29 protein-coding genes are annotated in these 26,377 nt (G+C 62.7%); 18 read left to right on the top strand and 11 right to left on the bottom strand.

The annotated features are described in order from the left end of the window. Nucleotides 1-34: 34 nt before the first annotated feature. Genes AWB72_RS21380 through AWB72_RS21340 form a run of 9 tightly spaced genes read left to right on the top strand, consistent with a single transcriptional unit; the run spans nt 35 to nt 8,995 of the window. The gene (locus tag AWB72_RS21380) at nt 35-1,252 is read left to right on the top strand and encodes a CpaE/TadZ family protein (protein WP_040050360.1); all 1,218 of its coding nucleotides are present in this window, start codon (nt 35-37) and stop codon (nt 1,250-1,252) included. Then, nucleotides 1,252-2,649 carry a TadA family conjugal transfer-associated ATPase gene (locus AWB72_RS21375; protein WP_040050396.1) on the top strand — a complete coding sequence of 466 codons (1,398 nt, stop codon included), beginning with the start codon at nt 1,252-1,254 and terminating at the stop codon, nt 2,647-2,649. Before AWB72_RS21380 ends, AWB72_RS21375 begins: the two co-directional genes overlap by 1 nt. Continuing rightward, nucleotides 2,646-3,620 (top strand): type II secretion system F family protein, encoded by a 975-nt coding sequence (locus AWB72_RS21370; protein WP_040050359.1) that lies wholly within the window; start codon nt 2,646-2,648, stop codon nt 3,618-3,620. The genes AWB72_RS21375 and AWB72_RS21370 overlap by 4 nt, the downstream gene beginning before the upstream one ends. Further along, on the top strand, nt 3,617-4,576 hold the full coding sequence (locus tag AWB72_RS21365) for a type II secretion system F family protein (protein WP_040050358.1): 960 nt from the start codon (nt 3,617-3,619) through the stop codon (nt 4,574-4,576). The genes AWB72_RS21370 and AWB72_RS21365 overlap by 4 nt, the downstream gene beginning before the upstream one ends. Then, nucleotides 4,573-5,403, top strand: a complete 831-nt coding sequence (locus tag AWB72_RS21360) for a tetratricopeptide repeat protein (RefSeq protein WP_052449865.1) — start codon at nt 4,573-4,575, stop codon at nt 5,401-5,403. Before AWB72_RS21365 ends, AWB72_RS21360 begins: the two co-directional genes overlap by 4 nt. Then, a complete protein-coding gene (locus AWB72_RS21355; protein ID WP_040050357.1) occupies nt 5,400-5,867 on the top strand; it encodes a TadE/TadG family type IV pilus assembly protein in 468 nt (155 codons plus the stop codon). The genes AWB72_RS21360 and AWB72_RS21355 overlap by 4 nt, the downstream gene beginning before the upstream one ends. Nucleotides 5,868-5,869: 2 nt before the next feature. Further along, nucleotides 5,870-6,517 (top strand): TadE/TadG family type IV pilus assembly protein, encoded by a 648-nt coding sequence (locus tag AWB72_RS21350; protein WP_244285704.1) that lies wholly within the window; start codon nt 5,870-5,872, stop codon nt 6,515-6,517. Between the two features lie 2 nt (nt 6,518-6,519). Next, nucleotides 6,520-8,370 carry a vWA domain-containing protein gene (locus AWB72_RS21345; RefSeq protein WP_244285703.1) on the top strand — a complete coding sequence of 617 codons (1,851 nt, stop codon included), beginning with the start codon at nt 6,520-6,522 and terminating at the stop codon, nt 8,368-8,370. A 52-nt stretch (nt 8,371-8,422) separates the two neighbouring features. Then, complete coding sequence (locus tag AWB72_RS21340; RefSeq protein WP_040050356.1) at nt 8,423-8,995, top strand: DNA-3-methyladenine glycosylase; 573 nt, start codon at nt 8,423-8,425, stop codon at nt 8,993-8,995. Here AWB72_RS21340 and AWB72_RS21335 read toward each other — a convergent pair whose 3' ends face one another. From AWB72_RS21335 to AWB72_RS21320, 4 genes are read right to left on the bottom strand one after another with little or no spacing between them, the layout of a single operon-like run. After that, complete coding sequence (locus tag AWB72_RS21335) at nt 8,996-10,201, bottom strand: ABC transporter substrate-binding protein (RefSeq protein WP_040050355.1); 1,206 nt, start codon at nt 10,199-10,201, stop codon at nt 8,996-8,998. It lies immediately after the preceding gene. Between the two features lie 47 nt (nt 10,202-10,248). Next, nucleotides 10,249-10,956, bottom strand: a complete 708-nt coding sequence (locus AWB72_RS21330) for an ABC transporter ATP-binding protein (protein WP_040050354.1) — start codon at nt 10,954-10,956, stop codon at nt 10,249-10,251. Further along, nucleotides 10,953-11,738 carry an ABC transporter ATP-binding protein gene (locus tag AWB72_RS21325; protein ID WP_040050353.1) on the bottom strand — a complete coding sequence of 262 codons (786 nt, stop codon included), beginning with the start codon at nt 11,736-11,738 and terminating at the stop codon, nt 10,953-10,955. Before AWB72_RS21325 ends, AWB72_RS21330 begins: the two co-directional genes overlap by 4 nt. Continuing rightward, complete coding sequence (locus tag AWB72_RS21320) at nt 11,735-13,612, bottom strand: ABC transporter permease (RefSeq protein WP_040050352.1); 1,878 nt, start codon at nt 13,610-13,612, stop codon at nt 11,735-11,737. Before AWB72_RS21320 ends, AWB72_RS21325 begins: the two co-directional genes overlap by 4 nt. 595 nt (nt 13,613-14,207) lie before the next feature. Here AWB72_RS21320 and AWB72_RS21310 point away from each other — a divergent pair. Then, nucleotides 14,208-15,542: a glutamine synthetase family protein gene (locus tag AWB72_RS21310; protein ID WP_040050350.1), complete on the top strand. Its 1,335-nt coding sequence runs from the start codon at nt 14,208-14,210 to the stop codon at nt 15,540-15,542. A gap of 14 nt (nt 15,543-15,556) precedes the next feature. Then, nucleotides 15,557-16,930, top strand: a complete 1,374-nt coding sequence (locus AWB72_RS21305; protein ID WP_084592858.1) for an aspartate aminotransferase family protein — start codon at nt 15,557-15,559, stop codon at nt 16,928-16,930. Nucleotides 16,931-16,954: 24 nt separating this feature from the next. Here the strand turns inward: AWB72_RS21305 and AWB72_RS21300 are convergent, their stop codons facing one another. Then, nucleotides 16,955-17,590, bottom strand: a complete 636-nt coding sequence (locus AWB72_RS21300; protein ID WP_244285707.1) for a TetR/AcrR family transcriptional regulator — start codon at nt 17,588-17,590, stop codon at nt 16,955-16,957. A 187-nt stretch (nt 17,591-17,777) separates the two neighbouring features. Here AWB72_RS21300 and AWB72_RS21295 point away from each other — a divergent pair, with 187 nt between their 5' ends. The 3 genes from AWB72_RS21295 to folE all read left to right on the top strand — a co-directional run bounded on the left by AWB72_RS21295 (nt 17,778) and on the right by folE (nt 19,448). Next, a complete protein-coding gene (locus AWB72_RS21295; RefSeq protein ID WP_040050347.1) occupies nt 17,778-18,200 on the top strand; it encodes a YybH family protein in 423 nt (140 codons plus the stop codon). Between the two features lie 23 nt (nt 18,201-18,223). Beyond that, nucleotides 18,224-18,676, top strand: a complete 453-nt coding sequence (locus tag AWB72_RS21290) for a VOC family protein (protein ID WP_040050346.1) — start codon at nt 18,224-18,226, stop codon at nt 18,674-18,676. A 121-nt stretch (nt 18,677-18,797) separates the two neighbouring features. Next, nucleotides 18,798-19,448, top strand: coding sequence for a GTP cyclohydrolase I FolE (gene folE / locus AWB72_RS21285; RefSeq protein WP_040050345.1), 651 nt, complete (start codon nt 18,798-18,800; stop codon nt 19,446-19,448). Nucleotides 19,449-19,490: 42 nt separating this feature from the next. Here the strand turns inward: folE and epsC are convergent, their stop codons facing one another. Both epsC and AWB72_RS21275 read right to left on the bottom strand, forming a co-directional pair. Then, nucleotides 19,491-20,477 (bottom strand): serine O-acetyltransferase EpsC, encoded by a 987-nt coding sequence (gene epsC, locus AWB72_RS21280; RefSeq protein ID WP_052449868.1) that lies wholly within the window; start codon nt 20,475-20,477, stop codon nt 19,491-19,493. Nucleotides 20,478-20,660: 183 nt separating this feature from the next. Next, complete coding sequence (locus AWB72_RS21275; RefSeq protein WP_040050344.1) at nt 20,661-20,894, bottom strand: hypothetical protein; 234 nt, start codon at nt 20,892-20,894, stop codon at nt 20,661-20,663. Between the two features lie 278 nt (nt 20,895-21,172). Here AWB72_RS21275 and AWB72_RS21270 point away from each other — a divergent pair, with 278 nt between their 5' ends. Beyond that, nucleotides 21,173-21,766, top strand: a complete 594-nt coding sequence (locus tag AWB72_RS21270; RefSeq protein ID WP_040050343.1) for a DUF3005 domain-containing protein — start codon at nt 21,173-21,175, stop codon at nt 21,764-21,766. 61 nt (nt 21,767-21,827) lie between these two features. Here the strand turns inward: AWB72_RS21270 and AWB72_RS29205 are convergent, their stop codons facing one another. After that, entirely contained in the window at nt 21,828-21,986 is a 159-nt protein-coding gene (locus AWB72_RS29205; protein WP_167550972.1) for a hypothetical protein, read from the bottom strand. Between the two features lie 170 nt (nt 21,987-22,156). Between AWB72_RS29205 and AWB72_RS21265 the strand changes: the two genes are divergently transcribed. The 3 genes from AWB72_RS21265 to AWB72_RS21255 all read left to right on the top strand — a co-directional run bounded on the left by AWB72_RS21265 (nt 22,157) and on the right by AWB72_RS21255 (nt 23,810). Further along, nucleotides 22,157-22,660, top strand: a complete 504-nt coding sequence (locus AWB72_RS21265) for a hypothetical protein (protein ID WP_096030990.1) — start codon at nt 22,157-22,159, stop codon at nt 22,658-22,660. 105 nt (nt 22,661-22,765) lie between these two features. Further along, nucleotides 22,766-23,365, top strand: coding sequence for a short chain dehydrogenase (locus AWB72_RS21260; RefSeq protein ID WP_040050342.1), 600 nt, complete (start codon nt 22,766-22,768; stop codon nt 23,363-23,365). 19 nt (nt 23,366-23,384) lie between these two features. Further along, nucleotides 23,385-23,810 carry a GNAT family N-acetyltransferase gene (locus AWB72_RS21255; protein WP_040050341.1) on the top strand — a complete coding sequence of 142 codons (426 nt, stop codon included), beginning with the start codon at nt 23,385-23,387 and terminating at the stop codon, nt 23,808-23,810. A gap of 6 nt (nt 23,811-23,816) precedes the next feature. Here AWB72_RS21255 and AWB72_RS21250 read toward each other — a convergent pair whose 3' ends face one another. Genes AWB72_RS21250 through AWB72_RS21240 form a run of 3 tightly spaced genes read right to left on the bottom strand, consistent with a single transcriptional unit; the run spans nt 23,817 to nt 26,375 of the window. Next, nucleotides 23,817-24,752 (bottom strand): SMP-30/gluconolactonase/LRE family protein, encoded by a 936-nt coding sequence (locus AWB72_RS21250; protein WP_040050340.1) that lies wholly within the window; start codon nt 24,750-24,752, stop codon nt 23,817-23,819. Nucleotides 24,753-24,780: 28 nt separating this feature from the next. Further along, nucleotides 24,781-26,127 (bottom strand): type II toxin-antitoxin system HipA family toxin, encoded by a 1,347-nt coding sequence (locus AWB72_RS21245; protein WP_040050339.1) that lies wholly within the window; start codon nt 26,125-26,127, stop codon nt 24,781-24,783. Further along, nucleotides 26,121-26,375: a helix-turn-helix domain-containing protein gene (locus AWB72_RS21240; RefSeq protein WP_040050338.1), complete on the bottom strand. Its 255-nt coding sequence runs from the start codon at nt 26,373-26,375 to the stop codon at nt 26,121-26,123. Before AWB72_RS21240 ends, AWB72_RS21245 begins: the two co-directional genes overlap by 7 nt. Between the last annotated feature and the right edge of the window lie 2 nt (nt 26,376-26,377).

The following is a 26,377-nucleotide window of genomic DNA, read 5'->3' as shown; positions in this document are numbered from 1 at the left end:
ACCGGAACGCAGCAACAGGCAGACAAGGCCAGCCATGAGCACAGAGTTTTCCTTCTCGAAGAGCAAGTCCGGCACGCGCAACGCGGACTTCATCGCCTTCGTCGCGGACCGCAAGACCGAGCAGATGGTCAAGAGCTTCGTGCTCGAACAGGCGATGCCGCACGCGCATATCGCCGTCGGCAACGTGGACGACGCCATTGCCTATCTCGCGAAGATCGACCGCTCGCCGCTGTTCCTGCTCGTGGACCTCCAACAATCGGTGATGCCGCTTTCCGATCTCGGCCGTCTCGCGGAAGTGTGCGAGCCGTCGGTGCAGGTCGTCGCGCTCGGCGAGCGCAACGATGTCGGCCTGTTCCGCAGCCTGCTCAAGATCGGCGTGCGCGACTATCTCGTGAAGCCGGTGACGGTGGAACTGCTGAAACGCACCATCAGCGTGACGGAAGGCAAGGTCAGCCCCGTGATGCTCGCGCGCGCGGGCAAGACGATCGCCTTTGCCGGCGCGCGCGGCGGCGTCGGCGTCACGACGCTCGCGCTCAACGTGGCGCGGCATCTTTCCGAGGACACGCATCGGCGGGTCGCGTATGTCGATCTGGACCTGTACGGCAGCGCGGCCAATTCGATGCTCGGCCTGCAAACCAACAACGGTCTCGTCGATGTGCTGCAGAACGTGCATCGGCTGGACCCGCAATACGTGGAGCGCACGCTCGTCGCAAAGGGAACGCGGCTCTTCATGCTGTCGGCGGAACTGGAGCTGGGCGCGGCGCGGCCCTTCTCCGCGGGCGCGCTGCAACGCGTGCTCGAACTGCTGTGCGACAGCTTCCACTACGTGATTCTCGACGTGGGCAACGTGAGCGACCCGCTCGCCACCGAAGCATTCGATCACGCCGCGCGCGTGTACGTGGTCGCGGACCGCTCGGTGCACGCGACGCGCTCGACCATTCGCCTGCTGCGTCATATCGAGGATCGCGACAACAATCCGCCGACCTCGCTCCTGCTCAACAACCCGAACGCGGCGACGAGCGGCAAGGTGCAGCCCGGTGACTTCATGCAGGCGGTCGGACGCACCGTGCTGTACGAGATTCCGTTCGAAGCGAAGGCGCTCGCGACCGCGGAAAACCTCGGCGAAGCACCCAAGGAAAAAGCGGCGAACGGCTTCAATCAGATGATCACGCGCATCGGCGGCGACCTCACCGGTCAGCAGACGAGCGCCGAGCGTTCCTTCTTCAATAAGCTGAAACTCCGGAGAGGATGATGTTCGGGCAAAAGCAGGCCACCCGGATCGTCCCCGAGACGGACGCGGCGCCCGGCGCCGAGCCCGCCGCGCCGGTCGAGATTCCGGCGGCCGTGGCCGCGCCCGCGCGTCCGAACGCGCCCGAAGGCAGCGAAGTGCTGGTGCGCTCCGACCTCTTCAGAATCATCCGCAACGGCGTGTTCACCGCGATGAACCCGTCCGCCGCCGTCGGCAAGACGCGCGAGCAGATGAAGCCGGGCGTCGAAACGCTCGTGCTCGACGTGGCCGAACGCGAACGCCTGAACATCACGATCGCGGAGCAGCAGCAGATTGTCGGCGAATTGCTGAACGATATGTTCGGACTCGGCCCGATCGAACCGCTGCTCGCCGACGACACCATCACCGACGTGCTAGTCAACGGACCGGATCAAGTTTATGTAGAACGTCACGGACGGCTCGAGCTGACCAACTGCAAGTTCCGCGACAACAACCATGTGGTGAACGTCGCGCAGCGCATCGCGGCGGGCGTCGGGCGGCGTGTCGACGAAAGCAGCCCGATGGTCGATGCGCGTCTCGCCGACGGCAGCCGCGTCAACGTCGTGCTGCCGCCGCTCGCGATTCACGGCGCGTCCATCTCCATCCGGAAGTTCTCGAAGCGCAACATCACGCTGCATCGCATGGCGCAGCAGGGCAACATGTCCCACGCGATGGCGACCGTGCTCAAGCTCGCGAGCACGTCGCGGCTCAACATCATCGTGTCGGGCGGCACGGGTTCGGGGAAGACGACGCTCCTGAATGCGCTTTCGCACTTCATCGGTCATGGCGAACGCACGGTGACGATCGAGGATGCCGCCGAACTGCAGCTCGTGCAGCCGCATGTCGTGAGTCTCGAAACGCGGCCCGAGAACGCCGAAGGACTCGGCGCGGTGACGCAGCGCGATCTCGTGCGCAATGCGCTGCGGATGCGCCCGGACCGCATCATTCTCGGTGAAACGCGCGGCGCGGAAGCGTTCGACGTGCTTCAGGCGATGAACACCGGCCACGACGGCTCGATGACCACCATCCACGCGAACACGCCGCGCGACGGCATCACGCGTCTGGAAAGCATGGTGATGATGGCGAACGGCAATCTGCCGCTGCTCTCGATCCGCCGCCAGATTGCGAGCGCGGTGCACATGATCGTGCAGATCGAGCGCATGCGCGACGGCATGCGGCGCGTCACGCGCATTACCGAACTCGTCGGCATGGAAGGCGACGTGATCATCACGCAGGATCTCTTCACGTTCCGCTACGACGCGAGCGCGTATAGCGAGGAAGTCAAGGGCGTCTACGAATGCTCGGCGGTGCGGCCGTCGTTCGCCACGCGCGCCGCGTACTACGGCCTCGAAGACGCACTGCTGGAGGCCATGCGCACATGAGTTCCATCGATCTCTTCACGTTCTGCGCGTTCGCGTGCGCGCTGTTGCTCGGCATCATGGCGCTCGTCCTGCAGGACATGCGCAATCAGCGTCCCGATGCACGCATTCGCGCGCGCATCCAGAAGGCGTTTCCGTCGGACGGCACGCGCTTTCTCGACACGCGCCACGATCACTCCGATCTCTACACGCTGAGCCGCCACGACAACGCGATCAGCCTGTGGTTCGCGCCGCGCATCGCGCGCCTGAAGACCGTGGCCGGCGCGAATGGAATGCGCGTGGTGATCGGCGCGGCGATCGCCGGCGAGATCATCGCGCTCGTGATCGCGCGCTTCGTGCCGTTGCCGTCCATCGCCACGCCGTTGCTTCTGATTGGCATGCCCGTGCTCGCGGTGATGCAGGCGTACCGCTTTCTCATCGAACGATTCAAGCGCCGCTTTCTCGACGGCTTTCCCGACCTCATCGACCTGATCGTGCGCGCGGTGCGTGCGGGCGTGCCGGTGACGCATGTGATCGGCTCGGCCGCCGAAGAATGTCCCGAGCCGCTCAGAAGCGAGTTCAAGCTGATGGGCGACGCGCTCAAGGTCGGCCTCGACCTCGGAGAAGTGCTCGATGTGGCGGTCGCGCGCATCGGCATCGCGGATTTCTCGTTCTTCTGCGTGTGTCTGCTGCTGCAGCGCGAGACCGGCGGACAGCTCGGCGAGACGCTGGAAAACCTCGCGGGCATCGTGCGCAGACGCCGCGAAATCCGGCAGAAAACGCGTGCGCTGACGGGCGAAGCGCGCATCACGACGAAGATTCTCGCGTCGGTGCCGTTCGTCATTCTCGGCAGCATGTACCTGCTGAACAAGGCCTATCTGATGGTGCTGTTCGATACACCGACGGGCCAGAAGGTGCTCGCGTGCGCGGCGGTCACGCTCGTCATGGGACTGAGCGTCGTTCACAAGATGTCGAAACTGGATACCTCACGATGAGCCAGAACAACGTCGAAACACTCATCAACCTGCTGATGCTGCTGACGCTCGTGGTCGCGATCGCGATCTGGTGGGCGACCAAGCATGGCGGCCAGCGCGGGCGCATTGCGGATCGCGTGCGTCAGGCGGCGCAAGTGCAGCGCAACGACAGCGCGCAGGAAGACGACGACGGCAACGACAACTTGCTCGCGCGCACCGGGCATCGGCTGGCGCGCCTCGGCGACCGTCTGCCGCTCTTCGACGCGAAGTATCGCGAGAAGCTGCGCAAGGAGATGGTGCGCAGCGGCTATCGAAGCCAGGCGGCGGTCTCCGTGCTGCTCGCGGTGAAGTTCGTCGTCGGTCTCGTCTGCGCCGCGTTCACGGTGATGCTCGGCTCGCGCATTCCGGTGGTCGGCGCGTATCCCGCCGTGCGCGGCGTGATGATGCTGCTCGTGTTCGTGGTCGGCATGATTGTGCCCGAGTACGTGCTCGCGTTCTTCGCCGCGCGCCGCCGCAAGGCGATGGCCGGGAGCCTGCCCGATGCGCTCGATCTGCTCGTCATCTGCACGAACGCGGGCAACAGTCTCGGCGTGTCCATCCGCCGCGTCGCCGATGAAATGAAGACCATCTGCCCGCCGCTCTCCGGCGAGTTCGCGCTGACCGCCGACGAACTCAAGCTCTCCGGCGACAGCACGCGCGCGTTGCAGGCGTTGGCCGATCGCATCGATCTGCCGTCGATCCGCGCGCTCATCTCGACGCTCACGCAGTCCATGCGATACGGCACGCCGATCACGCAGGCGCTGCGCACGCTTTCGCATACGGAGCGGCTCGCGCACATCGTGTCGCTCGAAGAAAAGGCGGCGAAGCTCGCACCCAAGATGGCCGTCCCGATGATGGTCTTCATTCTCCCCGCGGTGATGCTTATTGCCGCCGGTCCCGCCGTCATTCAACTCATGAGCGTTTTCGCAAAGAAATGAACACTCGACCCAACCTGCGCGGCGCGCTGAACCTCGCGATGAAAACCTGCGCGGCATCGCTCGTGATCGCGCTCGGCGCCTGCACGACGACGACCCGGCAGGTCGCCGATACGCACCCGGTTCTGCGCAATTCCGCGCCCAGCGCGATGAGCGAACTGCGCATCGCGGATACGGCGCTCGAATCCGGCAATCTCGAACTCGCGACGTCGCTGTACGAAAAGATCGTGCAGGCCGATCCGCATTCGGCCGCGGGACTGACCGGTCTCGGCAACACGCTGTACGCGGTCGGCGACTTCACGCGCGCGGGCGTCTTTTATGACCGCGCGAACAAGACCGATGCGAACGCGCCCGCGCCGCTCATCGGCATGGCGCGCGTGGCGTTGCGCCAGCGCCGCTTCGACGACGCGATCGCGACGTATCGCCGTTTGATTGCGATGTCGCCCGACGATACGCTCGCGCTCGCCGGACTCGGCGCGGCCATCGACATGAAAGGCGATCACGCCGCTGCGCAGGCGTTCCTGCGCGATGCACTGGCAAAGCATGTCGGCGATCCGATGTTGTCGGTGAACCTCGGCTTGTCGCTGATACTCGGCGGCGATCCGCGCGAAGGCGCGAACGTGCTGCTCGACGTGACGCGCTTCCCCGCCGCGCCGCCGCAAGCGCGTCAGGATCTCGCGCTCGCGTACGGGCTGCTCGGCAACAAGGAAGCCGCCGCCGAAATCCTGTCGCGCGATCTGCCGAAGGCGTCGGTGGACGACAACCTGCGCTATTACGACATTCAGCGGGAACGACTGACGTCCTCCGCGCAAACCGTGAGCCTCAAGTGAATGCGAGACGCTTTCTTCGCGACGACAGCGGCATCGCGGCAATCGAGTTCGCGGCCGTGCTGATGATCGCGGTCGTGCTGATCGTCGGCACGATCGAGCTCGCGCTGGAGATGATCGTCGATGCGACCGTGCAGGTCGCCGCGCAGGAAGCGTCACGCGTGGGACTGACCACGACGTCCCCCGCGACCGGCACGCGTCAGCAACAGGCGCTCGCCATCGTGAACAGGATTCTGAGCGGATGGACGAAGCTCGGCGCGAAGGTGGTCGTCGCCGAATCCAACTACGGCACGTTCGGCAACCTGGCGAACGCGAGCTACACGCCGACGAGCGACATGGGCGCTTACGGCGATGTCGTGGTCTACAACATCGAGCTGACCATGCAGGGCGTCACCGGCATTCCGAAGATGTTCGGCGTGAACCAGCTGACGTTCCAGCGCAATTACATCGTGCAGAACGAGAAATGAACATGGCCCGGCGAATCGCGCAATGGTTCGATGCAATGCGCGCGATGCTGCGTTCGGATCGCGGCAGCGTGTCGATCGAGTTCGTGGTCGTCGTGCCGCTGATGCTGCTCGTGCTGCTCGGCTTCACCGAGATGTACATGTACATGCGCGCGGTGAGCGCGGTGGACCGAACGGCCTTTACCGTCGCCAACATGCTGGGACAGATGACGAGCGTGATCGTCGACGACACCGACACCACCGATGCCAACAGCACCGGGTCCATCTGGCGAGCCGCCGCGATGATTGCCGCGCCCTACCAGCTCAACGGCAACGGCATGGTGTATGTCACGTCCGTGTGCGACGCGCTGCCGTGCGCCTACATGGACAAATCGAGTCCCATGAAAGCGGGCACGCCGACGATCTCCTGGAGCGCATCGCCGTCCGGCTGGACGAAGAACGCGGGCATGGTGTCGCAAGTGTCGAAGACGAATCTGCTGCCGGCGAAATGGCCGTTCCGCACCGGGGATTCCGCCGTCATCGTCGAGGTCTTTCTCTCGTATAACCCGTTCACGATGACGTCGAACTTCATGTCGGGGCTGCCGGGCAAGCAGACCATCTATCGCCGCGTCTATGTGCGCACGCGTACCAACAGTCCGCTTTCCAAGCAATGAACATGGACCCGCATGCACGGCGACCACGAAGCATCACGTTGATGGCGATTCCCGCCGCGCGACGCTTTGCACGCCGCGTGCGCCGGGGCGATCGCGGCGCCGTCGCGATTCTCTTCGCCATGTGCGCAAGTTCGACGGTCGGCGCGATGTGCATGGCGCTCGACGCGATCGACTATGCGATGACGCAGGGCCGCATGCAAATGGCGCTCGACGTGGCCACGCTTTCGGCCGGCGCGGACCTTGCGCACTTCGCGAACACGCCGACCGGGGCCGACCTCGCGACCTGGCAAGCCGACGCCCGCGCCTACTACGACGCGAACATGCCGGGCAGCATGCTCGGCTTCACGATGCCGGACGCCAACTTCGCCGCGACCGTTTCGGGCACGCCCGCGAGCGGTCAGAAGATCTCGTTGTCCGCATCGGGATCGATGATGCTCTTCGCGCCGAAGGTGCTCAGCGCCGGCTTCAACGGCTCGGGCTCGGGATCAGGTTCAGGCTCCGGCTCGGGTTCGCCGATGCCCAGCACGTCCCTGGTCTCCGCAACCAACACGGCGCTGCGCTTGCCTGAAAGCACGCTCGAACTCGTGATGGTGCTGGACAACACCGGGTCCATGAGTTCGCCCGCGAACGGCATCAGCGGCGCCACGAAGATGAGCGGCCTCAAGACGGCTGCGAACACGCTGATCGACAGCGTACTGCCTTCCGCGTCGAACAAGAGCTATATCGGGCTCGTGCCCTTTGCGAGCACGGTGAACGTGAACGGCGCGTTGTCGTCGAGCGGAAGCTGGCTCAGCTCGTCATGGCCGGTCTATAACGCGACGTCGTCGATCAAGACGGGAAGCTGGAGCGGTTGCACCGTCGAGCCGCGCAGCGGCGGCAATCTTTCACCCGAAGCGTACTCGCCTTCGGACACGCGCAAGTTCGGGCGCTATTACTACAACGTCCCGCCGAACGGCCTGAACATCTATACCTATAGCAGCCGATCCAACTACAGCAGTTGCAGCGTTTCGCGAAACTACTCGCCGACCGTCGCTACGAACGTGCCCGTCACGCTCGGTTCGGGCGGCGCGAACCTGTGTGACTATCCCAGCTCCGGACAGGGAACGGGCATCGGTTACCGCTACGATCAATACACGTCTTCGGGCACCACGCTGACGCAGAACTCCGGATGCCTCAACACGCCGGTGACGTTTCTCTCGCAAGACGAGACTGCGCTCAACGATGCCGTCAATTCGATGACGGCGTCCGGTTCCACCGTCATTCCGGTCGGGCTGCTGTGGGGCTGGCGCATGCTGGAACCCGCGTGGTCGCAGAACGTCGCGGGCAAGGGGAACGGCTGGATATCGACGGATACGAGCTTGCCCAAGCCTGTCGATGGCAGCGTGCAAAATCTTCAGCGCGTGATGATCGTGCTGACCGACGGCCTCAATCAGATCGGCGCGGCGGGTTCCATTCCGAACACGCTGTACTTCAACGGTCTTTCGGGTGTGGGGACGAACAGCCTTTCCGCGCCGACGGTCCTGCGCGCGGACGGCACCTCGATGAGCAATGCGCGCACGGACTCCGCCGAACTGCATGGCGGCGATCCGCGCGATCCTTCGAGCGGCAACAACGCGGGCTGGCCCGACGACGCCAACACGTTCCAGCTGGCCATCTGCACGGCGATCAAGGCAAGAGGCATCACGATTTATGCGGTTACCTTTGGCGCGTCGGCATCGAGTTCGAGCGCGCAAGTCACGATGCAGAACTGTGCGAGTCCCGGCGACTATTACCATGCACCGGACAATGCGACGCTCAAAACGATTTTCCAGCAGATCGCGGGCCAGCTGGGCGTACTGCGCTTGACGCAGTGACACGGCGATACGATCGCGGGCGAAGCATCGCATTCGCCCGTAGAATGCGGATGTGAAAACCAAACTCACTCCCCTCGATTTCTCCGCGCCATCCGATGAGGTCGCGCGCCGTCTCATCGGTGCGATCGTGACCGTGGATGGCGTGGGCGGACGTATCGTCGAAACCGAAGCGTACGATCGCGAAGACCCTGCATCGCACAGCTTTTCAGGCCCCACGCCGCGCAACATGGTCATGTTCGGGCCGCCCGCGCATGCGTATGTCTATCGCTCGTATGGCATTCACTGGTGCCTGAATTTCGTGTGCCGTGAAGCCGGCCACGGCGCAGGAGTGCTGATTCGCGCGATCGAGCCATTGACCGGCATCGACGCGATGCGCGAACGGCGCGGTCTCGAACCGCTCAAGCTGCTGTGCTCGGGACCGGGGCGCGTGGCGCAAGCGCTCGGTATCACGCACAAGAACAATGGCATGTCGCTGCTGGAGCCGCCGTTTCAAGTCGAGCCGCCCGAAGAAGCGTTCGACATTGTTTGCGGACCGCGCATCGGCATTAGCAAGGCGATGGACGTGCCCTGGCGCTTCGGGCTTGCCGGATCGAAATTCTTCAGCAAGCCCTTTCCCAAAGATTGATCAATCAGCGGGGCGCAGCTTTTTCACTTCGTCATCGGATGGCTGCACGCTCGCGCCGTCGATATAACGGAACTGAGTCATCACGCCTTTGCCGTTCTTTAGCGCCGTCACGCCGACATAAGCGCCCATCGTCGATTGATTGTCCTGCTTGCGATAAACGATCGGGCCAAAGGGCGTATCGACGGGCAAGCCCTTGAACGCAGCCGCGAGTTTGTCTGCATCGGTGCTGCCGGCTTTCTTCAGGCCATTGGCAAGCGACATCATCGCCGTATAGCCGACGACCGAGCCAAGACGCGGATAGTCGTGATATTTCGCCTGATATGCCGCGACGAATTGCTTGTTCGCGGGGGTATCGATGGAATACCACGGATAACCCGTCACGATCCAGCCAACCGGTGCTTCCGCGCCGAGCGGATCGAGATAATCCGGTTCGCCTGTCAATAAGGACACCACCGCGCGATCCTTGAAGAGCCCGCGCGTATTGCCTTCGCGAACGAACTTGCCCAGGTCCGCGCTGAAGAGCACGTTGAAGATGGCGTCGGGCTTCGCGTCCGCCAGCGCTTGCGTGACCGCGCCTGCATCCACGTTGCCGAGCGGCGTGGCCTGCTCCGCGACGAACTCGACATCCGGCTGCGCGGCCTTGAGCAGGCGCTTGAATGTCGCGACCGCGGACTGCCCGTACTCATAGTTAGGATAGACGAGCGCCCAGCGCTTTTTCTTGAGCTTCGCGGCTTCCGGCACGAGCATCGCCACTTGCATATAGGTGGATGGCCGCAAGCGATACGTGTACTTGTTGCCGTCCTGCCAGACGATCTTGTCCGTGAGCGGTTCGGCTGCAAGGAAGAAAATGCGCCGTTGCTTTGCGTAGTCCGCGAGCGCGAGGCCGGTGTTGGAAAGATATCCGCCGAACAACAACTTTACCTGTTCACGCGTGACGAGTTCCTGTGCGACGCGCACGGTATCGCCGGGATTGCCGTTGTCGTCGCGCGAGACGACTTCGAGCTTGTTGCCGTTGACGCCGCCTGCGGCATTGATCTGATCGAGCGCGAGATTCCAGCCATTTTTATAAGGCATCAGAAAAGCGGGCTGCGCTTTGTAGCTATTGATTTCGCCTATCTTGATCGTGTCCGCGTACGCCTCGAAAACAGCAAAGGCCGCGAACGCGGTCAAGCTCAGCTTCAGCGATTTTCCAGCACGAATGCTCATGAACAACTCTCCTCTAGCGATTATTCTTTAGACGCGAGCGTGAGCGCTCAAACGCCAAGGTAAGCGCGACGCGCGGCGTCGTCACGTACGAACTCGTTCATCGGGCCTTCATGGCGAATCTGGCCTTTCTCCAGCACATAGACGCGGTCGCTCACGAGCGCCGCGAAGTGCAGGTTTTGCTCCGACAGCAAAATGGCGATGCCTTCACGCTTCAGTTCGACAATCATGTCCGCCATCTGTTCGACGATGACAGGCGCCACGCCCTCCGATGGTTCATCCAGCAACAGCACGCGCGGATTGCCCATCAGCGTGCGAGAAATCGTCAGCATTTGCTGCTCGCCGCCGCTCATGCGGCTCGCGCGACGATTGCGCATTTCGCCCAGATTGGGAAACACGCGAAAGAGCTTTTCCGGCGTCCACAACGGCGCGCCATCGCGCGGCGGCTGGCGGCCCGCATCGAGATTCTCCATCACGGTCAGGTCGCCGAATATGCGGCGATCTTCCGCTACATAACCTAGCCCCAAGCGTGCGATGCGATAAGGCGCCCTGCCCGCGATGCTTTCGTTCATGAACATGACCGCGCCCTTAGTATGCGGCAGCAATCCCATGATGGCTTTCATCGTGGTGGACTTGCCCGCACCGTTGCGGCCCATCAACGCGACGACTTCGCCGCGACGCACGTGCAGACCGACATCGAAAAGGATTTGCGCGCGGCCATAGAACGCGTTGAGGGCATCGACCTCGAGAAGCGTCATTGTGCTGCTCCTCGCTCGAGCGCCGCATGCGGACTGAACGATGCACCCGTGCCGAGATACACTTCGCGCACGTGCGGATCGTTGCGAATGGCATTCGCATTGCCTTGTGCGATCAATTCGCCGCGCGCCAGTACGATCAACGTGTCAGCATATTCGAAGACCACGTCCATGCTGTGTTCCGTGAAGAGCACACCGATGTTGCGCTCCTTTGCAAGCCGCGCCGTGAGTGCCATCAACGCATTGCGTTCTTCGGGCGCCATGCCCGCGGTCGGTTCGTCCATCAGCAGCAATTTAGGGCGATTCGCCAACGCAACCGCCAGTTCGACGCGCTTGACATCGCCATAAGCGAGCACCGCGCAACTGCGCCGCGCGTGCATGCTCATGCCGACGAGATCGAGCAGCATCATGGCTTCGTCTTCGCGCCACGAGGCGACGCGTGATAACAGGTTGAATATGCGCCGCTCGTGCGAAAGCAATGCCATCTGCACGTTTTCGAGCACGGTCATCGAATTGAACGTGGCTGCGACTTGAAACGTGCGGCCCACGCCGAGCCGCCATATGTCGCGAGGATGCTTGCCCGCTATCGACTTGCCATCCAGAAGAATCGATCCTGCGTCAGGTCTGAGTTGTCCGTTGATCATGTTGAAGCACGTCGACTTACCCGCGCCGTTCGGGCCGATCAGCGCAAGCAACCGGCCTGCTTCGAGTGAGAACGACACGTCATGCACGGCTTTGACGCCGTCGAATGACTTCGATAAATGTTCGATGCGAAGGAGCGTCATTGCGCCTCCGTGAATCGATCGCGCAGAAAGCCCGCGATGCCTTGTGGAAACGCAATCACCAACACGAGAATGCTCGCGCCGAGGAGCGCCTGCCAATAATCGGTTTGTCGCGCGACAGCATCCTGCAACCACGTGAATACCGCAGCGCCGACAATCGGCCCGGCGAGTGTTTGAATGCCGCCGAGCAGGACCATCACGAGGCCATCGACGGAACGCGAAACGCTAATGACCTCCGGCGAGATATTGCCCTTGGAGAACGCGTAGAGCGAACCCGCAAGCCCGCATACGAGCGATGCGACGACGAACGCAACCCACTGCACACGCGCCACGCCAATGCCGATAGCTTCCGCGCGTAACGGTGAATCGCGGCCCGCGCGCATCGCCAGGCCAAGCGGCGCGAAGAGCATGCGGCGCAAGATCCATACGCCCAATATCGCGGCCACGAGCGTCAGATAATAAAACGCGATGGGCGATGAAAGCCATTGCGATGGCCATAGACCTAATATGCCGTTGCTGCCGCCGGTCACGGCATCCCACTGATACACGACCGACCAGACGATCTGCGCAAACGCGAGCGTCAGCATGGCCAGATAGACGCCGGATAACCGCACGCAAAACCAGCCGAATACGATTGCGCCCAGCACCGCGATGACCGGTCCCAAGAAGAGCGCGGCTTCCATCGGCAAGGAAAATGCCTTCAAAAATAGTGCCGCGCCGTATGCGCCCAGCCCGAAATAAGCCGCATGCCCGAACGAATGCATGCCGCCCGGTCCCATGATGAAATGCAGGCTCGCGGCGAAAAGCACCGCAATCAATATCTCGACGAGCAGCACCGGCATGTACGGAAACGCATCGGCTGCGAGCGGTGCAAGTGCGAGCAGCAGCACGACGATAGCCGCCGCCATTTTCATGCGGCGTGTTGCGGGAACGAGCGGCTTGTCGGCGGACGCGGCGGAACGCGCGATCGCTTGCGGACGACCGAAGAGGCCCCACGGACGCAACACGAGCACGACGGCCATCACCACGAATTCCGCGACCAGCGTGAACTTCGACAACGAGAAGTCCATGTTCATGATCGAAACATGCCCGATGCCGATGCACAGCGCCTTGATCTCCGCAATCAGCAATGCGGCGACGAACGCGCCGGGGATCGACCCCATGCCGCCGACCACGACGACGACGAAGGCATCGCCGATGGTCGCGATGTCGAGCGAGAGATTCGCCGACATGCGCGGCCCTTGCAGCGCGCCGCCCAATCCCGCGAGACATGCGCCGACAAAAAACACGCCGGTAAAGAGCCACGCCTGATTCACGCCGAGCGCGCCGAGCATCTCACGGTCCGCACTCGCCGCGCGAACCAGCGTGCCCCAGCGCGTGCGCGTCAGTGCATACCAGAGCGCCGCTAGCACGAGCGGACCGGTCACGATGAGCACGAGGTTATAAGTCGGCAACGCATGACCGAGGAATTGCACCGCGCCCGCGAGATGCGGCGCGCGCGGACCGAACAAATCCTCCGGGCCCCACAGATAAAGCGCGGCGTCGCGGAGAATCAGTACGAGCGCGAACGTCGCGAGCAAATGAAAGAGCTCGGGCGCGCGATAAATGCGTCTAAGCACGCCCACTTCGATCAACGCGCCCAATGCGCCAATGACGACGGCCGCCCCTGCAATCGACGCCCAGAAGCCCAGCACGCTCGCACCGAAGCGGCTCGTCAGGCTATACGCGACATACACGCCGAGCATGTACAGCGAGCCATGCGCGAAATTGACGATGCGCGTCACGCCGAAGATCAGCGACAGTCCCGATGCGACGAGAAAGAGCGCGCAGGCGTCGGCAAGGCCGTTGACGAGTTGGACGAGCAGGTTGGCAAGCATCGGGTGCGTGAAAGACCGGATAAAGACCGAAAGAAGCTAAAGAGCGACGAGGCGACATTATCGATGAATTGCGCGCGACGTTTGCCTTTGCGAAAAAAAGCGTGCGCCAAGCGGCACGCTTGCGTCTGCGGAAAACACGGCTTGACGGCGTTAATGGCTCGTATATCCTCGCTAAAGGGAATTGTCGGCATGCGCCGCCTCCCTCACGCAGTTCAAACTCGCCAAACGAGCATGATCGTGAGCGTCCAAAGCCCTCTGGTAAGCAGGAACGCAAGCCGTTCCCTCGCCGATCGCTGCGGCATCCATCCCGATTGCCGCTTCATGTCGGTCGTCACCATTCTCTCGCGCCGCTCCGTGCGACGGCGTAACGCCATCTCAGCGCGCGCGTTCATCGCCGTGCATTGCGTCGGCGCGGCTTCCTTGCTGCCGTAGCGCCTCTCTTTCCGTTCGATTCCTTGGGCAGCCGCTAAGCGCGCGCATTTGCGCGGCTCGTGCTCGCCTGTAATCAATGCGGCCTGACGCCGCGGCTCGTTCGCGCGCATCGGCCGGGGCTTCGCGCGCCCAGTCGAAACGCTTGTAAAAGAGAGAGATTGAAATGGAACGCATAGACGAATTTCTGCGCAAGCATCGCATCACCGAGATAGAAGCCATCATTCCCGACATGGCCGGCACTGCGCGCGGCAAGATCATTCCGCGCAGCAAGTTCGAATCGGGCGAATCCATGCGACTGCCGCAAGCCGTGATGATCCAGACCGTCACGGGCGACTATCCCGACGACGCGACCTTCACCGGCCTCACCGATCCCGACATGATCTGCGTGCCCGATGCATCGACGATCCGCCTGATTCCCTGGGCCACCGATCCGACCGCGCAAGTCATTCACGACTGCGTGCATTTCGACGGCACGCCGGTCGCCATATCACCGCGGCGCGTGTTGCGGCAAGTGCTTCAGAAATACGAGGCGAAAGGATGGCGGCCCGTCGTCGCGCCGGAACTCGAGTTCTTTCTCGTCGATGTCAATCGCGATCCGGACTTGCCATTGCAGCCGCCCGTCGGACGCACGGGACGCGCGGAAACGGGCCGGCAAGCCTATTCCATCGATGCCGTCAATGAGTTCGACCCGCTCTTCGAAGACATCTACGAGTATTGCGAGGTTCAGGAACTCGAAGTCGACACGCTGATTCACGAGGTCGGCGCGGCACAGATGGAAATCAATTTCCTGCATGGCGACGCCCTGAATCTCGCGGACCGTGTGTTTCTCTTCAAGCGCACCGTGCGCGAGGCCGCGCTGCGTCACAAGATGTACGCAACGTTCATGGCCAAACCCATGGAGAACGAGCCGGGCTCGGCCATGCATGTGCATCAAAGCATCGTCGATGAAGAGACTGGGCGCAATCTCTTCACCGGGCGCGATGGCGAAGCGACCGGCCTCTTCTATAGCTATATCGCGGGCCTGCAAAAGTATACGCCCGCGCTCATGCCTATCTTTGCGCCATATATCAATTCGTATCGAAGGCTTTCTCGTTTCATGGCCGCGCCGATCAACGTGCAATGGGGTTATGACAATCGCACGGTGGGATTTCGCGTGCCGCATGCATCGCCGCAGGCAAGGCGCGTCGAGAATCGCATACCGGGTGTGGACTGCAATCCGTATCTCGCGATTGCCGCGACGCTTGCGGCCGGCTATCTCGGCATGACGCAGCATCTCGAACCTACTGCGCCGCTTGCGAGCGATGGTTATCGCCTGCCCTTTCAATTGCCGCGCAATCTCGACGAAGGGCTCACCTTGATGGGCGCGTGCGAGCCGCTTTCCGACATGCTCGGCGAGAAATTCGTGCGCGCCTATCTGGCATTGAAGGAAACCGAATACGAAGCGTTCTTCCGTGTCATCAGTTCGTGGGAACGCAAACACTTATTGCTGCACGTTTGAAGGCGGAGGCAAACATGAACGATCGTATCGACTCGACGGCGCACTATCGCGCGCTCGATGCCGCGCATCATCTGCATCCCTTTTCGGATATGGCGGAGCTTAATCGCGCGGGCAGCCGCGTAATCGTGAAGGCCGAAGGCGTCCATCTTTGGGACTCGGAAGGCGCGTGCATCATCGACGGCATGGCGGGCTTGTGGTGCGTGAATCTCGGCTATGGACGCCGCGAACTCGCCGATGCCGCCCATGCGCAAATGCAGGCCTTGGCCTACTACAACACATTCTTCAGAACGACGCATCCGCCGGTAATCGAACTATCCGAATTGCTCGCGCAACTGACTCCGCAGACTTTCAACCGCTTTCTGTATTGCAACAGCGGTTCCGAAGCAAACGATACGGCGTTGCGCGCGGTGCATCGGTATTGGGCTTTGCAAGGCAAGCCGGATAAGCGCTATGTCATCGCGCGGAGCAATGCTTATCACGGCTCGACCATCGCGGGCGCGACGCTTGGCGGCATGAGTGATATGCACGAGCAAATGCCGTCGAAGATGGAGCACGTTGTGCATATCGATCAACCTTACTGGTTCGGCGAAGGCGGTGAGATGGATGTCGAAGCCTTCGGACTTGCGCGTGCGCGTCAGCTCGAAGCCAGGATCATCGAACTCGGTGCGGAGAACGTTGCGGCTTTTATCGGCGAGCCGTTTCAGGGCGCGGGCGGCGTGATCTTTCCGCCATCGAGTTATTGGCCGGAAATTCAGCGCATCTGTCGCGAGCATGACGTGCTTCTAATCGCCGATGAAGTGATCGGCGGATTCGGGCGCACCGGTGAATGGTTCGCGCATCGCCATTTCGGTTTCGAGCCGGATGTCATCACCATGGCGAAGGGGCTGACGAGCGGCTATGTGCCAATGGGCGCGGTCGGGCTTTCGGATCGCATTGCCGATGCGATCGTGAATGGCGGTGAGTTCAATCATGGCTTCACATATTCGGGGCATCCGGTCGCGGCGGCGGTGGCAGTCGCCAATTTGAAGCTGTTACGCGATGAAGGCATCGTGGCGCGCGTCAAGGAAGACACCGGGCCGTATTTCCAAATGCGATTACGCGATGCGTTAAGCGGTCATCCGATCGTCGGTGAAATTCAGGGCGTGGGACTCGTCGCGGGCATTCAACTCGCGGAGAATCCCGTCACGCGCAAACGGTTCGTCAATGGCGATGACGTCGGCACGATGTGCCGCAATCTCTGCTTCAATAATAATCTCGTGATGCGCGCAAGCGGCGACCGCATGTTGTTATCGCCGCCGCTCGTGGTCACGCATGAGGAAATCGACGAAATGATCGCTAAAGCCAAAGCGGCAATCGATGCCACCGCAAGCGCGCTCGGACTCGCGTAATCAATCCTGCGTTTTGCCCTAAACTCATAACCCTTGCTCGACCATCGCGAGCAAACGCGCTGCAAGCGGCTCGACTTCTTCAGGTCCGAGCGCTTGCAGCGGCCCTTCGATCAACAGGAGCGCAAAGCCATGCACCGCGCTCCACGCCAGATACTCCGCCTGCGTTCGACGGCGCGCTTCCAGCGCCCCCGCCTCCACCATTTCATCGAGCGCGCGGCTCAATAGCTGAAACGGATCGAGCCCGCTCGGTCCGGCGCCATAAGCCGCTTCGTGCTCTGCCCATTCGGCCTGGGGGGCGGCGAACGCCGTGCGAAACAATCCCGTTTCTTCTTGCGCGAATCGCAAATAACCAGTGCCGATCGCGCGCAGGCCCAAGCGGGCGGCGTCGGCACGGCGTCGTTTCTTCGGGCGCGCGGCCAGTTCATCTTCCATCGCCTGCGCGACCGACGACAACGCCGCCGAGCGCACCGCCGACAACAATGCCTGCCTGTTCTCGAAGTGCCGATACGCGGCGTTAGGCACCACGCCCGCTCGACGCGTGGCTTCGCGCAGCACGATTGCATCCGGCCCGCCTTCGCGCGCAAGCTCAAGGCCGGCGTCGATCAATGCGCGCCGTAAATCCCCATGTCTGTAGGTGCTTCGCGCTTTCGTCGCTTTCATCGCATGCGCGACGTTTCGTTTCGTCATTTTATTGCCCGGGCTATCCCTCATGTGGACAGTGTCCATTATCTCTGCTACTTTTTGTGGACGGTGTACACAAGCGAAGAATAGTTTCGCTTTCGTGCTTGTCGTTGTGCTGTCACGACAGGCGCGCATCGTAATCACGTGGTCATTCGTGGAGGCAAGCATGTCCGTCCCTCGTCCCGATGCAAATGACGAAGCGCGCATTCGTGAGCTGGCAGAAGCGTGGCGGCAAGCGGTGCTCGCAAAAGACACGGCCGCGCTCGTCGCGCATTACGCGCCGGATGCGGTTGTATTCGACGTCGTGCCGCCTGCGTCGATGTCAGGCGTGCAGCGTTATCGCGAGAACTGGCAGCGCTGGTTCGACAGCATCAGCGGTCCGTTCTCGTTCGAGTTCAGGGACATGCATGTCGCGGTGAGCGGCGATCTCGCGTACATGCACGTGCTGAATCGCGTGACGGCGGGCGGGCGCGACGACATCGTGCGCGCCACCGTGTGTTTCAGAAGAATCGAGGGCGACTGGCGCGTGGTGCACGAACACGCATCGGTGCCGCTCATGATGGATATGGACCCCGACGAGAAGTCCTGACAGTCCCATTTCAAGGAGCCAACATGCAAGTTCAACCCTATCTGTTTTTCGAAGGCCGTTGCGAAGAAGCGGTCACGTTCTATCGCGAACATCTCGGCGCGCAAGTGCTCATGATGATGCGCTTCAGGGACAACCCCGATGCATCGAAAGAAGGCGCGAGCGAAGCGGCGAGCGGATGCAGCATGCCCGCGGGTTCGGAAGACAAGGTCATGCACACCGCATTCACCATCGGCGATTCCATGCTCATGGCCTCCGACGGCATGTGCAGCGGCAAGCCGAATTTCGCGGGCGTATCGCTTTCGCTAACGGCCAACGACGAACAGCAGGCCGAGAAATACTTCAACGCACTCGGCAACGGCGGCCAGGTGCAAATGCCGATGACGCAAACTTTCTTCGCCAAGCGCTTCGGCATGGTTCAGGACAGATTCGGCGTATCGTGGATGGTGCTGGGCGGCGTGGAGAACAAGCCGGCCTGACGCAAGCCGCCGCGCGGGCGGCGCATCGACTCCGAAAGACCGGACAGGCGTATGGGCCTTCAAAAACGTGGAACAATAAGGCGCTATCCGCAAATCCGAACAGAAACAAAAGGAGTTTTCAATGAGCAGCCCGCGCAAAAATCATCTCACCGGCTCGGACATGCCCGCTGATTCAGCCGATCGTCCGACCCGCGAGGAAGCCGAAGCCGCCGTGCGCGTGCTCTTGCGCTGGGCCGGCGACGATCCGCGCCGCGAAGGTCTGCTCGACACGCCCGCGCGCGTCGTGCGTTCCTATGAAGAGTTTTTCGCGGGCTATGCGCAAAATCCGCACGACATCCTCGCGCGCACATTTTCCGAAGTGCAGGGCTATGACGAGATGATCGTGCTCAAGGACATTCGCTTCGAGAGCTATTGCGAGCATCACATGGTGCCGATCATCGGCCGGGCGCATGTCGCTTATCTGCCGAACAAGCGCGTCGTCGGCATTTCAAAGCTCGCGCGTCTCGTCGATGCCTTCGCCAAGCGTCTGCAGATTCAGGAGAAGATGACCGCGCAGATCGCCGACACGCTCGATGAAGTGCTTCAACCGCTCGGCGTCGGCGTGATTCTCGAAGCCGCGCATCAGTGCATGTCGACGCGAGGCGTGCATAAGGCGGGCGTCGCGATGGTGACGTCGCGCATGCTCGGATCGTTCCGTGACGATCCTTCCACGCGGCGCGAGTTCCTTGCCATCGTCGGTCAGTCGAGCGCCTTTAGTGTGACGAACACCTGAGGCCTACGCAAAAAGAGCCTTCAAACGAAGGCTCTTTCTTGTTCATGCACCGTTGCCGTTGTTGAAGCCATTGCGCGGCGCATCGGCGCCGGCGCCTTCGCGCACCTTGCCTTGCGAGACGTTGCTGCCCGGTGGAACGCTGTGCGTGAGCCACACGTTTCCGCCGATCACCGAGCCTTTGCCGATGGTCACGCGCCCGAGAATCGTCGCGCCGGCGTAAATCACGCAATCGTCCTCGACAATCGGATGCCGTGCGTTGCCCTTCACGAGCATGCCGTCGTTGCCCGAAGGGAAGCTCTTCGCGCCGAGCGTCACGGCCTGATAAACGCGCACGCGCTCGCCGATCACCGCCGTCTCGCCGATCACCACGCCCGTGCCATGGTCGATGAAAAAGCTCGGCCCGATCGCCGCGCCGGGGTGAATATCGATGCCCGTCAGCGAATGCGCGATCTCGTTGATGAAACGCGCGAGCAGTGGCACGCCGAGTTCATGCAGCGCATGCGCGAGCCGATGATGCGTCATCGCCCAGACGCCGGGATAGCACAACAGAATCTCGGTGATGTGCTGCGCGGCGGGATCGCCCGAGAAAGCGGCCTTGATATCCGACACGAGCAGCGCGCGGATGGCCGGCAACCGCGTGCCGAATTCACGCGCAATGGCGAAGGCTCGCGCAGTGAGTTCGGCCTCGTTCGTATCGCGATGCTCGGGCAGGAAACGCAATGCACGGCGAATCTGCTCGTGCAACAGGCGCAGCGTGTTTTCGAGCGTCTGGCCGACGTAGTAATCGACGCTTTCGTCCGTTAGATCCGGCGCGCCGTAATGCGTTGGAAAGAGTGCGGAACGCAGTCCATTGACGATCTTCAGGATCGCGTCGCGCGAAGGTAATTCGCGAATGCCGAGCGGGTGCCGCGTGCGATGCAACTCCTCACGCGACTCGCGCAGTTCCGCGACGATGCGCGACAAGCCCCATTCGCGCGAAGTATGAAGCGGCGCGTCGTCGAGCGAATCGGACGCAACGTCGCGTGGCATTGAAGTCATGAGCGAAGGCGTGTTCTGCATATCAACACAATCGAAAGGAAACGGCCGCCGTGGCGCGCACGACGGATACAAGCTCAAGCGTAACCGGTTTCGACCGGATGTGCGTTCGCACGGGTCGCCGCGGCAGGAAGTTGGCGCATTCTCACGCCATTTTGTCGAACGGTCGTACCCCTGCTACACCGTGACGTGGCTGGCATCGATCCAGCGCACGGCCCAGTCGCGTGCATGCGCGATCGCGTCGGCCTCGCTGCGGAAGTGCAGATCCGCAGGGAAAAAGCGGTTCGCGACGAGTTCGCCATCGCTCGAACGCGAGATCACGACATACGGTTGATATTTACCGTCTGCCGTCCGGGCGGGCGCGCAGTTGAGAAGATAGCCTCGATGTGAAAAGGCTGCATCGTGTTGCATGAGTCACCCGTCTATCAGTGCCCTGCTTTCGAATGGCGTTGCGTAAATCCAGCGGCGTATCGACGCGCCCTCCTGATTGCTCGCGTCCCGCATGTTGCGCTTTGCTGCGGACAAGCTACAAATAATACTGGTAGAAAAAACCTTGAGCCTCGAAAAAATCTCTGAATTTTTACGTCGGTGAAGGGCTTGGCGGGCAAGGCTCGCGGCTCGGCCGCCAAAAATTTGGAACGCGTCTTGCGAGAACGCATCGCCCATCGTGTTTTTAGCTGGAGGTCACCATGAACAACGCCGAAGCCAACGAATCGCAAGACAATCAGAGCGATCGCGCGGCCAAAAGCCCGATCAAGACGCCTTCCACCGAGACCGCGCACGTCAGCATGTCCGATGCAAGAAAGGCCGAGGCCGGACGCGAGGCGCACGCGGCCGCGGGTGCAGGCGACGACTTGTCCGCGCGCGGCGATGCGCGGCCTGCACGCCATCCGCGCGGCATCGACGTGATCAACGACGACACGCTCGACGATACCGTCGATACCGACGGCAAGAACGTCCATGCGAAGCGCGAAGCGGAAATGCGCGCGCGCGATCCGGATGCGGTCATCTCGTCGAACGCGACGCTCGTGAACTACGTCGCCGAGCCGGGCGACGGACTCGGCGGCTTCGACAGCCGTCCCGCGCGCAACGGCCTTGCGCTTGCGCTGGAACGCGGCTATCGGATGATCGATCGTGGAATGGTCGCGCCGGCGGTGCCGGAAGTGGAAGCGCAGTTGCGCTTCGAAGCACGCGATGCGCGCGGTCATACGTTACGCGGCCGTAAGCACTATGCAATGAACCATTTGCGGCCATCGCGGCTGATCGAAATCGAGCGTTCGTGATGTTCGCCAACGCATGAAAAACAGGCCGCGTTTGAAGCGCGGCCTGGATCGTTGCATCGCGTTACTCGTCCTTCTTTTTCTCTCCGTCCTTTTCAGGCTCGATGCGCGTCACGCCGCCGGTCGCGGGCGGATCGCTGGCCGGAAACGTGTCTTCGACAGCCTTGTCGACGAGCTCTTCATCGCGCTCGGAAGTCGGGTTCTGTTCCTTGGTGGTGCTCATCGTGGGCTCCTTTTGTCGTGGACTCGCCGCGGCGAGTCGGTTGAGTGTTGCGAATCTGTCGAGCAACCAACGTTCCCGGCCATGAGCAGGCACACCGATTGCGCAATGTCCTCGCCGCAACGAAAAATAGACGACCGAGTGCGTCAACCGAGAAAAACAGGATGGCCAACATGAGCACGACTCAGGCATACGACGGCTTAACGACCACCGCGACCACCGAAGGGACCACGGAGATCTCGGCTCAGCCGCCAGTGGAAGTGGAAGCAACCCGCGCTGCCGCGTCCGCGCGATCATCGGCGGAACAGCGCTTCAAGACCGCGCTCGCGTGTCTGGGCGCTGCTTACGCGCTGTCCTGGGCCGAACTGGGGCTGTCGATTGCGATGGGCTTTCCCGGCGACGCAGCGAGCCATCCGGTCGCGGCATCGGTCGTATCGCGCGTGCTGCTCGGCTTGCTTTACTTGTGCGTCGCTTCGCGCTTTCAATGGGCGCGCTGGCTGACGGTGGCGCTCGGGCTGGTATCGGTTGCGCTCGTTGCACCGACGCTCGCGATGCAATGGCATGTGTTCCCCTCGGCCGCCGTGCTGTCGGGCGCGATGCTCGCGTGCAGGCTCGCGGCATCGCTCTTACTGCTTTCGCCGATGCCTTCGCGCAAAGCCGCTTACAAAGTCGCGTAGGCGCACGCCTTCCGAATCCTCGCAGCGTCCGCGGCTTTTCTTCGTGCCGCGTCGCGTGCACAATGCGTTGCCACTCCTCAACCGCAACGCATAGCGAGGCCGCTCATGAAAATCGCCGTCATCGGCGCGACCGGCACGGTAGGCCGGGCCGTCCGCGCCGAACTCGAAGCGCGTCACGAAGTCATCGAAATCGGTGCGACGCGCGGGACGCATCGCGTGAACCTGCTCGATGCCGACAGCATCAAGCGCCTCTTCGATGCGATCGGCCGCGTCGATGCGATCGTCGCCACGGCGGGGCGCGTCCACTTCGGCAATCTCGTGGAAATGACGCCCGCGCAATTCCGCGTCGGTCTCGACGACAAGCTGATGGGCCAGATCAATCTCGTGTTGACGGCGCGCGACTATCTGAACGATGGCGGTTCGTTCACGCTGACGAGCGGCATCGTGGGCGCGGAGCCGATCCGTCAGGGCGCGAGCGCGGCCGCCGTGAACGGTGCGATCGAAGGCTTCGTGCGCGGCGCCGCGATCGAAATGCCGCGCGGCTTGCGCATCAACGCGGTCAGCCCGACGGTGCTCGTGGAAGCGCTCGACAGCTACGCCCCCTACTTTCGCGGCTTCGAAGCGGCGAGCGGCGCGCGCGTGGCGCTCGCTTATAGCCGAAGTGTCGAAGGTGCGGAGACGGGGCGCGTGTACAAAGTGCATTGATCGCGAACGGAGCGGCGCAATGCAATGGACACGTGACGATTACCGCGTGACGACCGACGTCGATGCGTTCGACTTCGGCGTCGTGCACCGTTACCTGAGCGAAGTGGCGTACTGGTCGCCGGGCATCGCGCGCGCGAAAGTGGAACGCGCGGCGCGTCATTCGCTCGCGTTCGGGCTTTTCAAGGGGGAGCGGCAGATCGGCTATGCGCGCATGATCACCGATACCGCGACCTTCGCCTATCTCGCCGATGTCTTCGTGCTGCCCGAGCATCAGGGCGCGGGCCTCGGCAAATGGATGATCGAGTGCGTGATGGCGCATCCCGACTTGCAGGGATTGCGCCGCATGATGCTCGTGACGTCCGACGCGCACGGGCTTTACGCGCATTTCGGCTTCAAGGCGCCCGCGCATCCCGAGCGGATCATGGAACGGATCGCGCGAAGCTAGCCGCGCTCAGCCGCCCCGCGCGCCCTGCGTATTCACGTACAACGCATAAAGTCCGTGGCTCGCCGCCATGAAGAGCCGGTTGCGGTGCCGTCCGCCGAAACATACGTTCGCGCATCGCTCGGGCAGATCGATATGGCCGATCGCCTCGCCTTCCGGCGTGAACACGCGCACGCCGTCGAGCTCGGCATCGCCCATGCCCCAGCCGCACCACAGATTGCCGTGGATATCGACGCGAAAGCCATCGGGCGTGCCGGGGCCGGCATCGATCAAAAGGCGCGGCTCGCCGAGCGAACGGCCGCCGTCGAGCACGTCGAACGCGTAGATTTTGCGAGGCGTCGAACGCGATTCGACCACGTACAGCACCGATTCATCCGGCGAAAACGCGAGTCCGTTCGGGCCGACGAAGCCGTCGAACATCATCGCGATTTCGCCGCTCTGGCCATCGACGCGATACACGCACGGCTTGAGTTCCGGCGCCTGCTTTTCGCCCTCGTAGTAGCCGTCGATGCCGAACACGGGATCGCTGAACCAGACGGATCCGTCCGACTTCACGACGACATCGTTCGGCGAATTGAGCGGCTTGCCGTCGAAGCGGTCGGCGAGCACGGTGATGGAGCCGTCGTATTCGGTGCGCGTGACGCGCCGCGTGAGATGCTCGCAGGTCACGAGGCGCCCTTCGCGGTCGCGCGTGTTGCCGTTCGCGTTGTTCGACGGCTTGCGGAACACGCCGACCTGCCCGCTTTCCTCGTCCCAGCGCAGGATGCGGTTGTTCGGAATGTCGCTCCAGAGGAGATAGCGCCCGTCGCCGAACCAGACCGGACCTTCCGACCAGCGCGCGCCCTGATAGAGACATTCGACCGACGCCGATGCGATGCGCAGCGCGTTGAAGCGCGGATCGAGCACGCGGATGGCGGGGTCGGGGTAGCGGCGGTCGGAAGGCATGGGCGGGGTCCTTTTCAAGGGGTTGAAGTCAATTGCGGGACATGGATGCGAGCGCGGCTGCGGATCGCCGCATGCCGTCGAAAATGCGTTCCGCAACACGCGACGGAAAGCCATCCGGCAGTCGCGCGGCAACCTCGTCGATGACGCGGGGCGTGCTTGCGATGATACGTTCGATGATGAATTCCGCATCGTCTGAAAGACCGCAGCGCGCGGCCATCGCATTGAAGTGCCGCCGCTGGATGTCGCGGAACGCATAGTGCCGGCTCTTGCCGGGAATCGCCATGGCGAGCTTCGCCTTATGCCAGGACCACTGATTCGCGCCGTCGCCTTCGATGGGCCAGATCGACATCACATCGTAGAGCGGCGTGAGACGGTATTGCCCGCCCGGGAGCAGACGAATGCTGAAGTTCTTGGCGTGGCCATCGGGCGCGGCAAGCAGCCAGAACAGGATCTGAGCTGTCACGAGCGTTTCGATGTCGCCGCGCGCATCGACGGATTGCTGCAGCACACCCGCCAGTTGCAGCACGCCGGGGCCGCCATCGTGTTCATATTTCATGTGCGGCGGCAGGCCGGCCACCTGGCAGAAGTCTTCCTGCGGCAGCCGCACGATCCACTCGCCACTTGCATGCAACCGGCGGTCGAAGCGTTCGACGACCAACGCGCGGCGCTCGCCGAACGTCGCGATCTCACAGTTCGCCACGCGCAAGCCGTAAGCGCGGAGGATCGCCATGCACAGCCATTCGTTTTCGATGTATGTCGTGAGGTCCGCGCGCCGATTGCCGACGAGACCGAGCGGCAGCTTCACAATATGTGTGGTCGGCGTGGCGCCGTGCGGCCTGAGCCATCGGCCTTGATGCCGCAGCAACGCCGTCTTCTCCTGAGCCCCCGCGAGCGAAATACGAAAGTCGTCGTCATCTGGGGAGCCGAGCGGGCCGCCGCCGGACGTCTGATTCAGCAGCGTCTCGATCTCGCGCTCGTCGAGCGGCGTGCCTTCCATGCGCTCGACGCCCACCGGCGATTCGTCTTCGCCCAGCAATTGCACGGCGCCGACGCAGTCGCGGCCGACCGCCCGCAACAGATCGAACGCGTCGACGCTCTCGGTGCGGAAGCGTTGCGCAATGCGCCGGCGGATCGCGTCGCTGTCGGGCAGCAGGTTGTCGAAGTAATTGACGACTTCGACCCCGCGCAAGGGCGCGCCATCGAGCGGAAGCGGAAGCGACAGGGAAAGCGGACGCGCTTGCGGCGAGGCGATCCAGGCCGCGTCGTATTCGAGTTCGGGCGCGCCGCGAGCGGGCAATCGCCATGTCGCCACGCGCTCGCCGTTGGCCCAGACGGACAGCGCCCGCGCGTGCGACTTTCGGCCGGCCGTCACCATGAATCGGCAGTGGTCGCGGTTTCAGGGGAATCGGGCCGGTCCTGCACGACCAGTTGAAGCCCGTACGCGCCGAGCATGGCAAGGAGCTGATCGAAGGTCAGCGCCCCTGGCGTGCGCTCCAAGGTGGAGACGCGGCTCTGGCTGATGCCGAGCCGCGCCGCAGCCTGTGCCTGACTCATTCCCGCGCGCCGGCGTCCGGCGGCAAGCAGCTTGCCCATCTGAACTGAAGTCGCGATGACATGTTGCATGG

This window comes from Caballeronia concitans, assembly GCF_001544615.1.
GTDB lineage: Bacteria > Pseudomonadota > Gammaproteobacteria > Burkholderiales > Burkholderiaceae > Caballeronia > Caballeronia concitans.
This window is presented reverse-complemented; position numbering and strand designations above follow the sequence as displayed.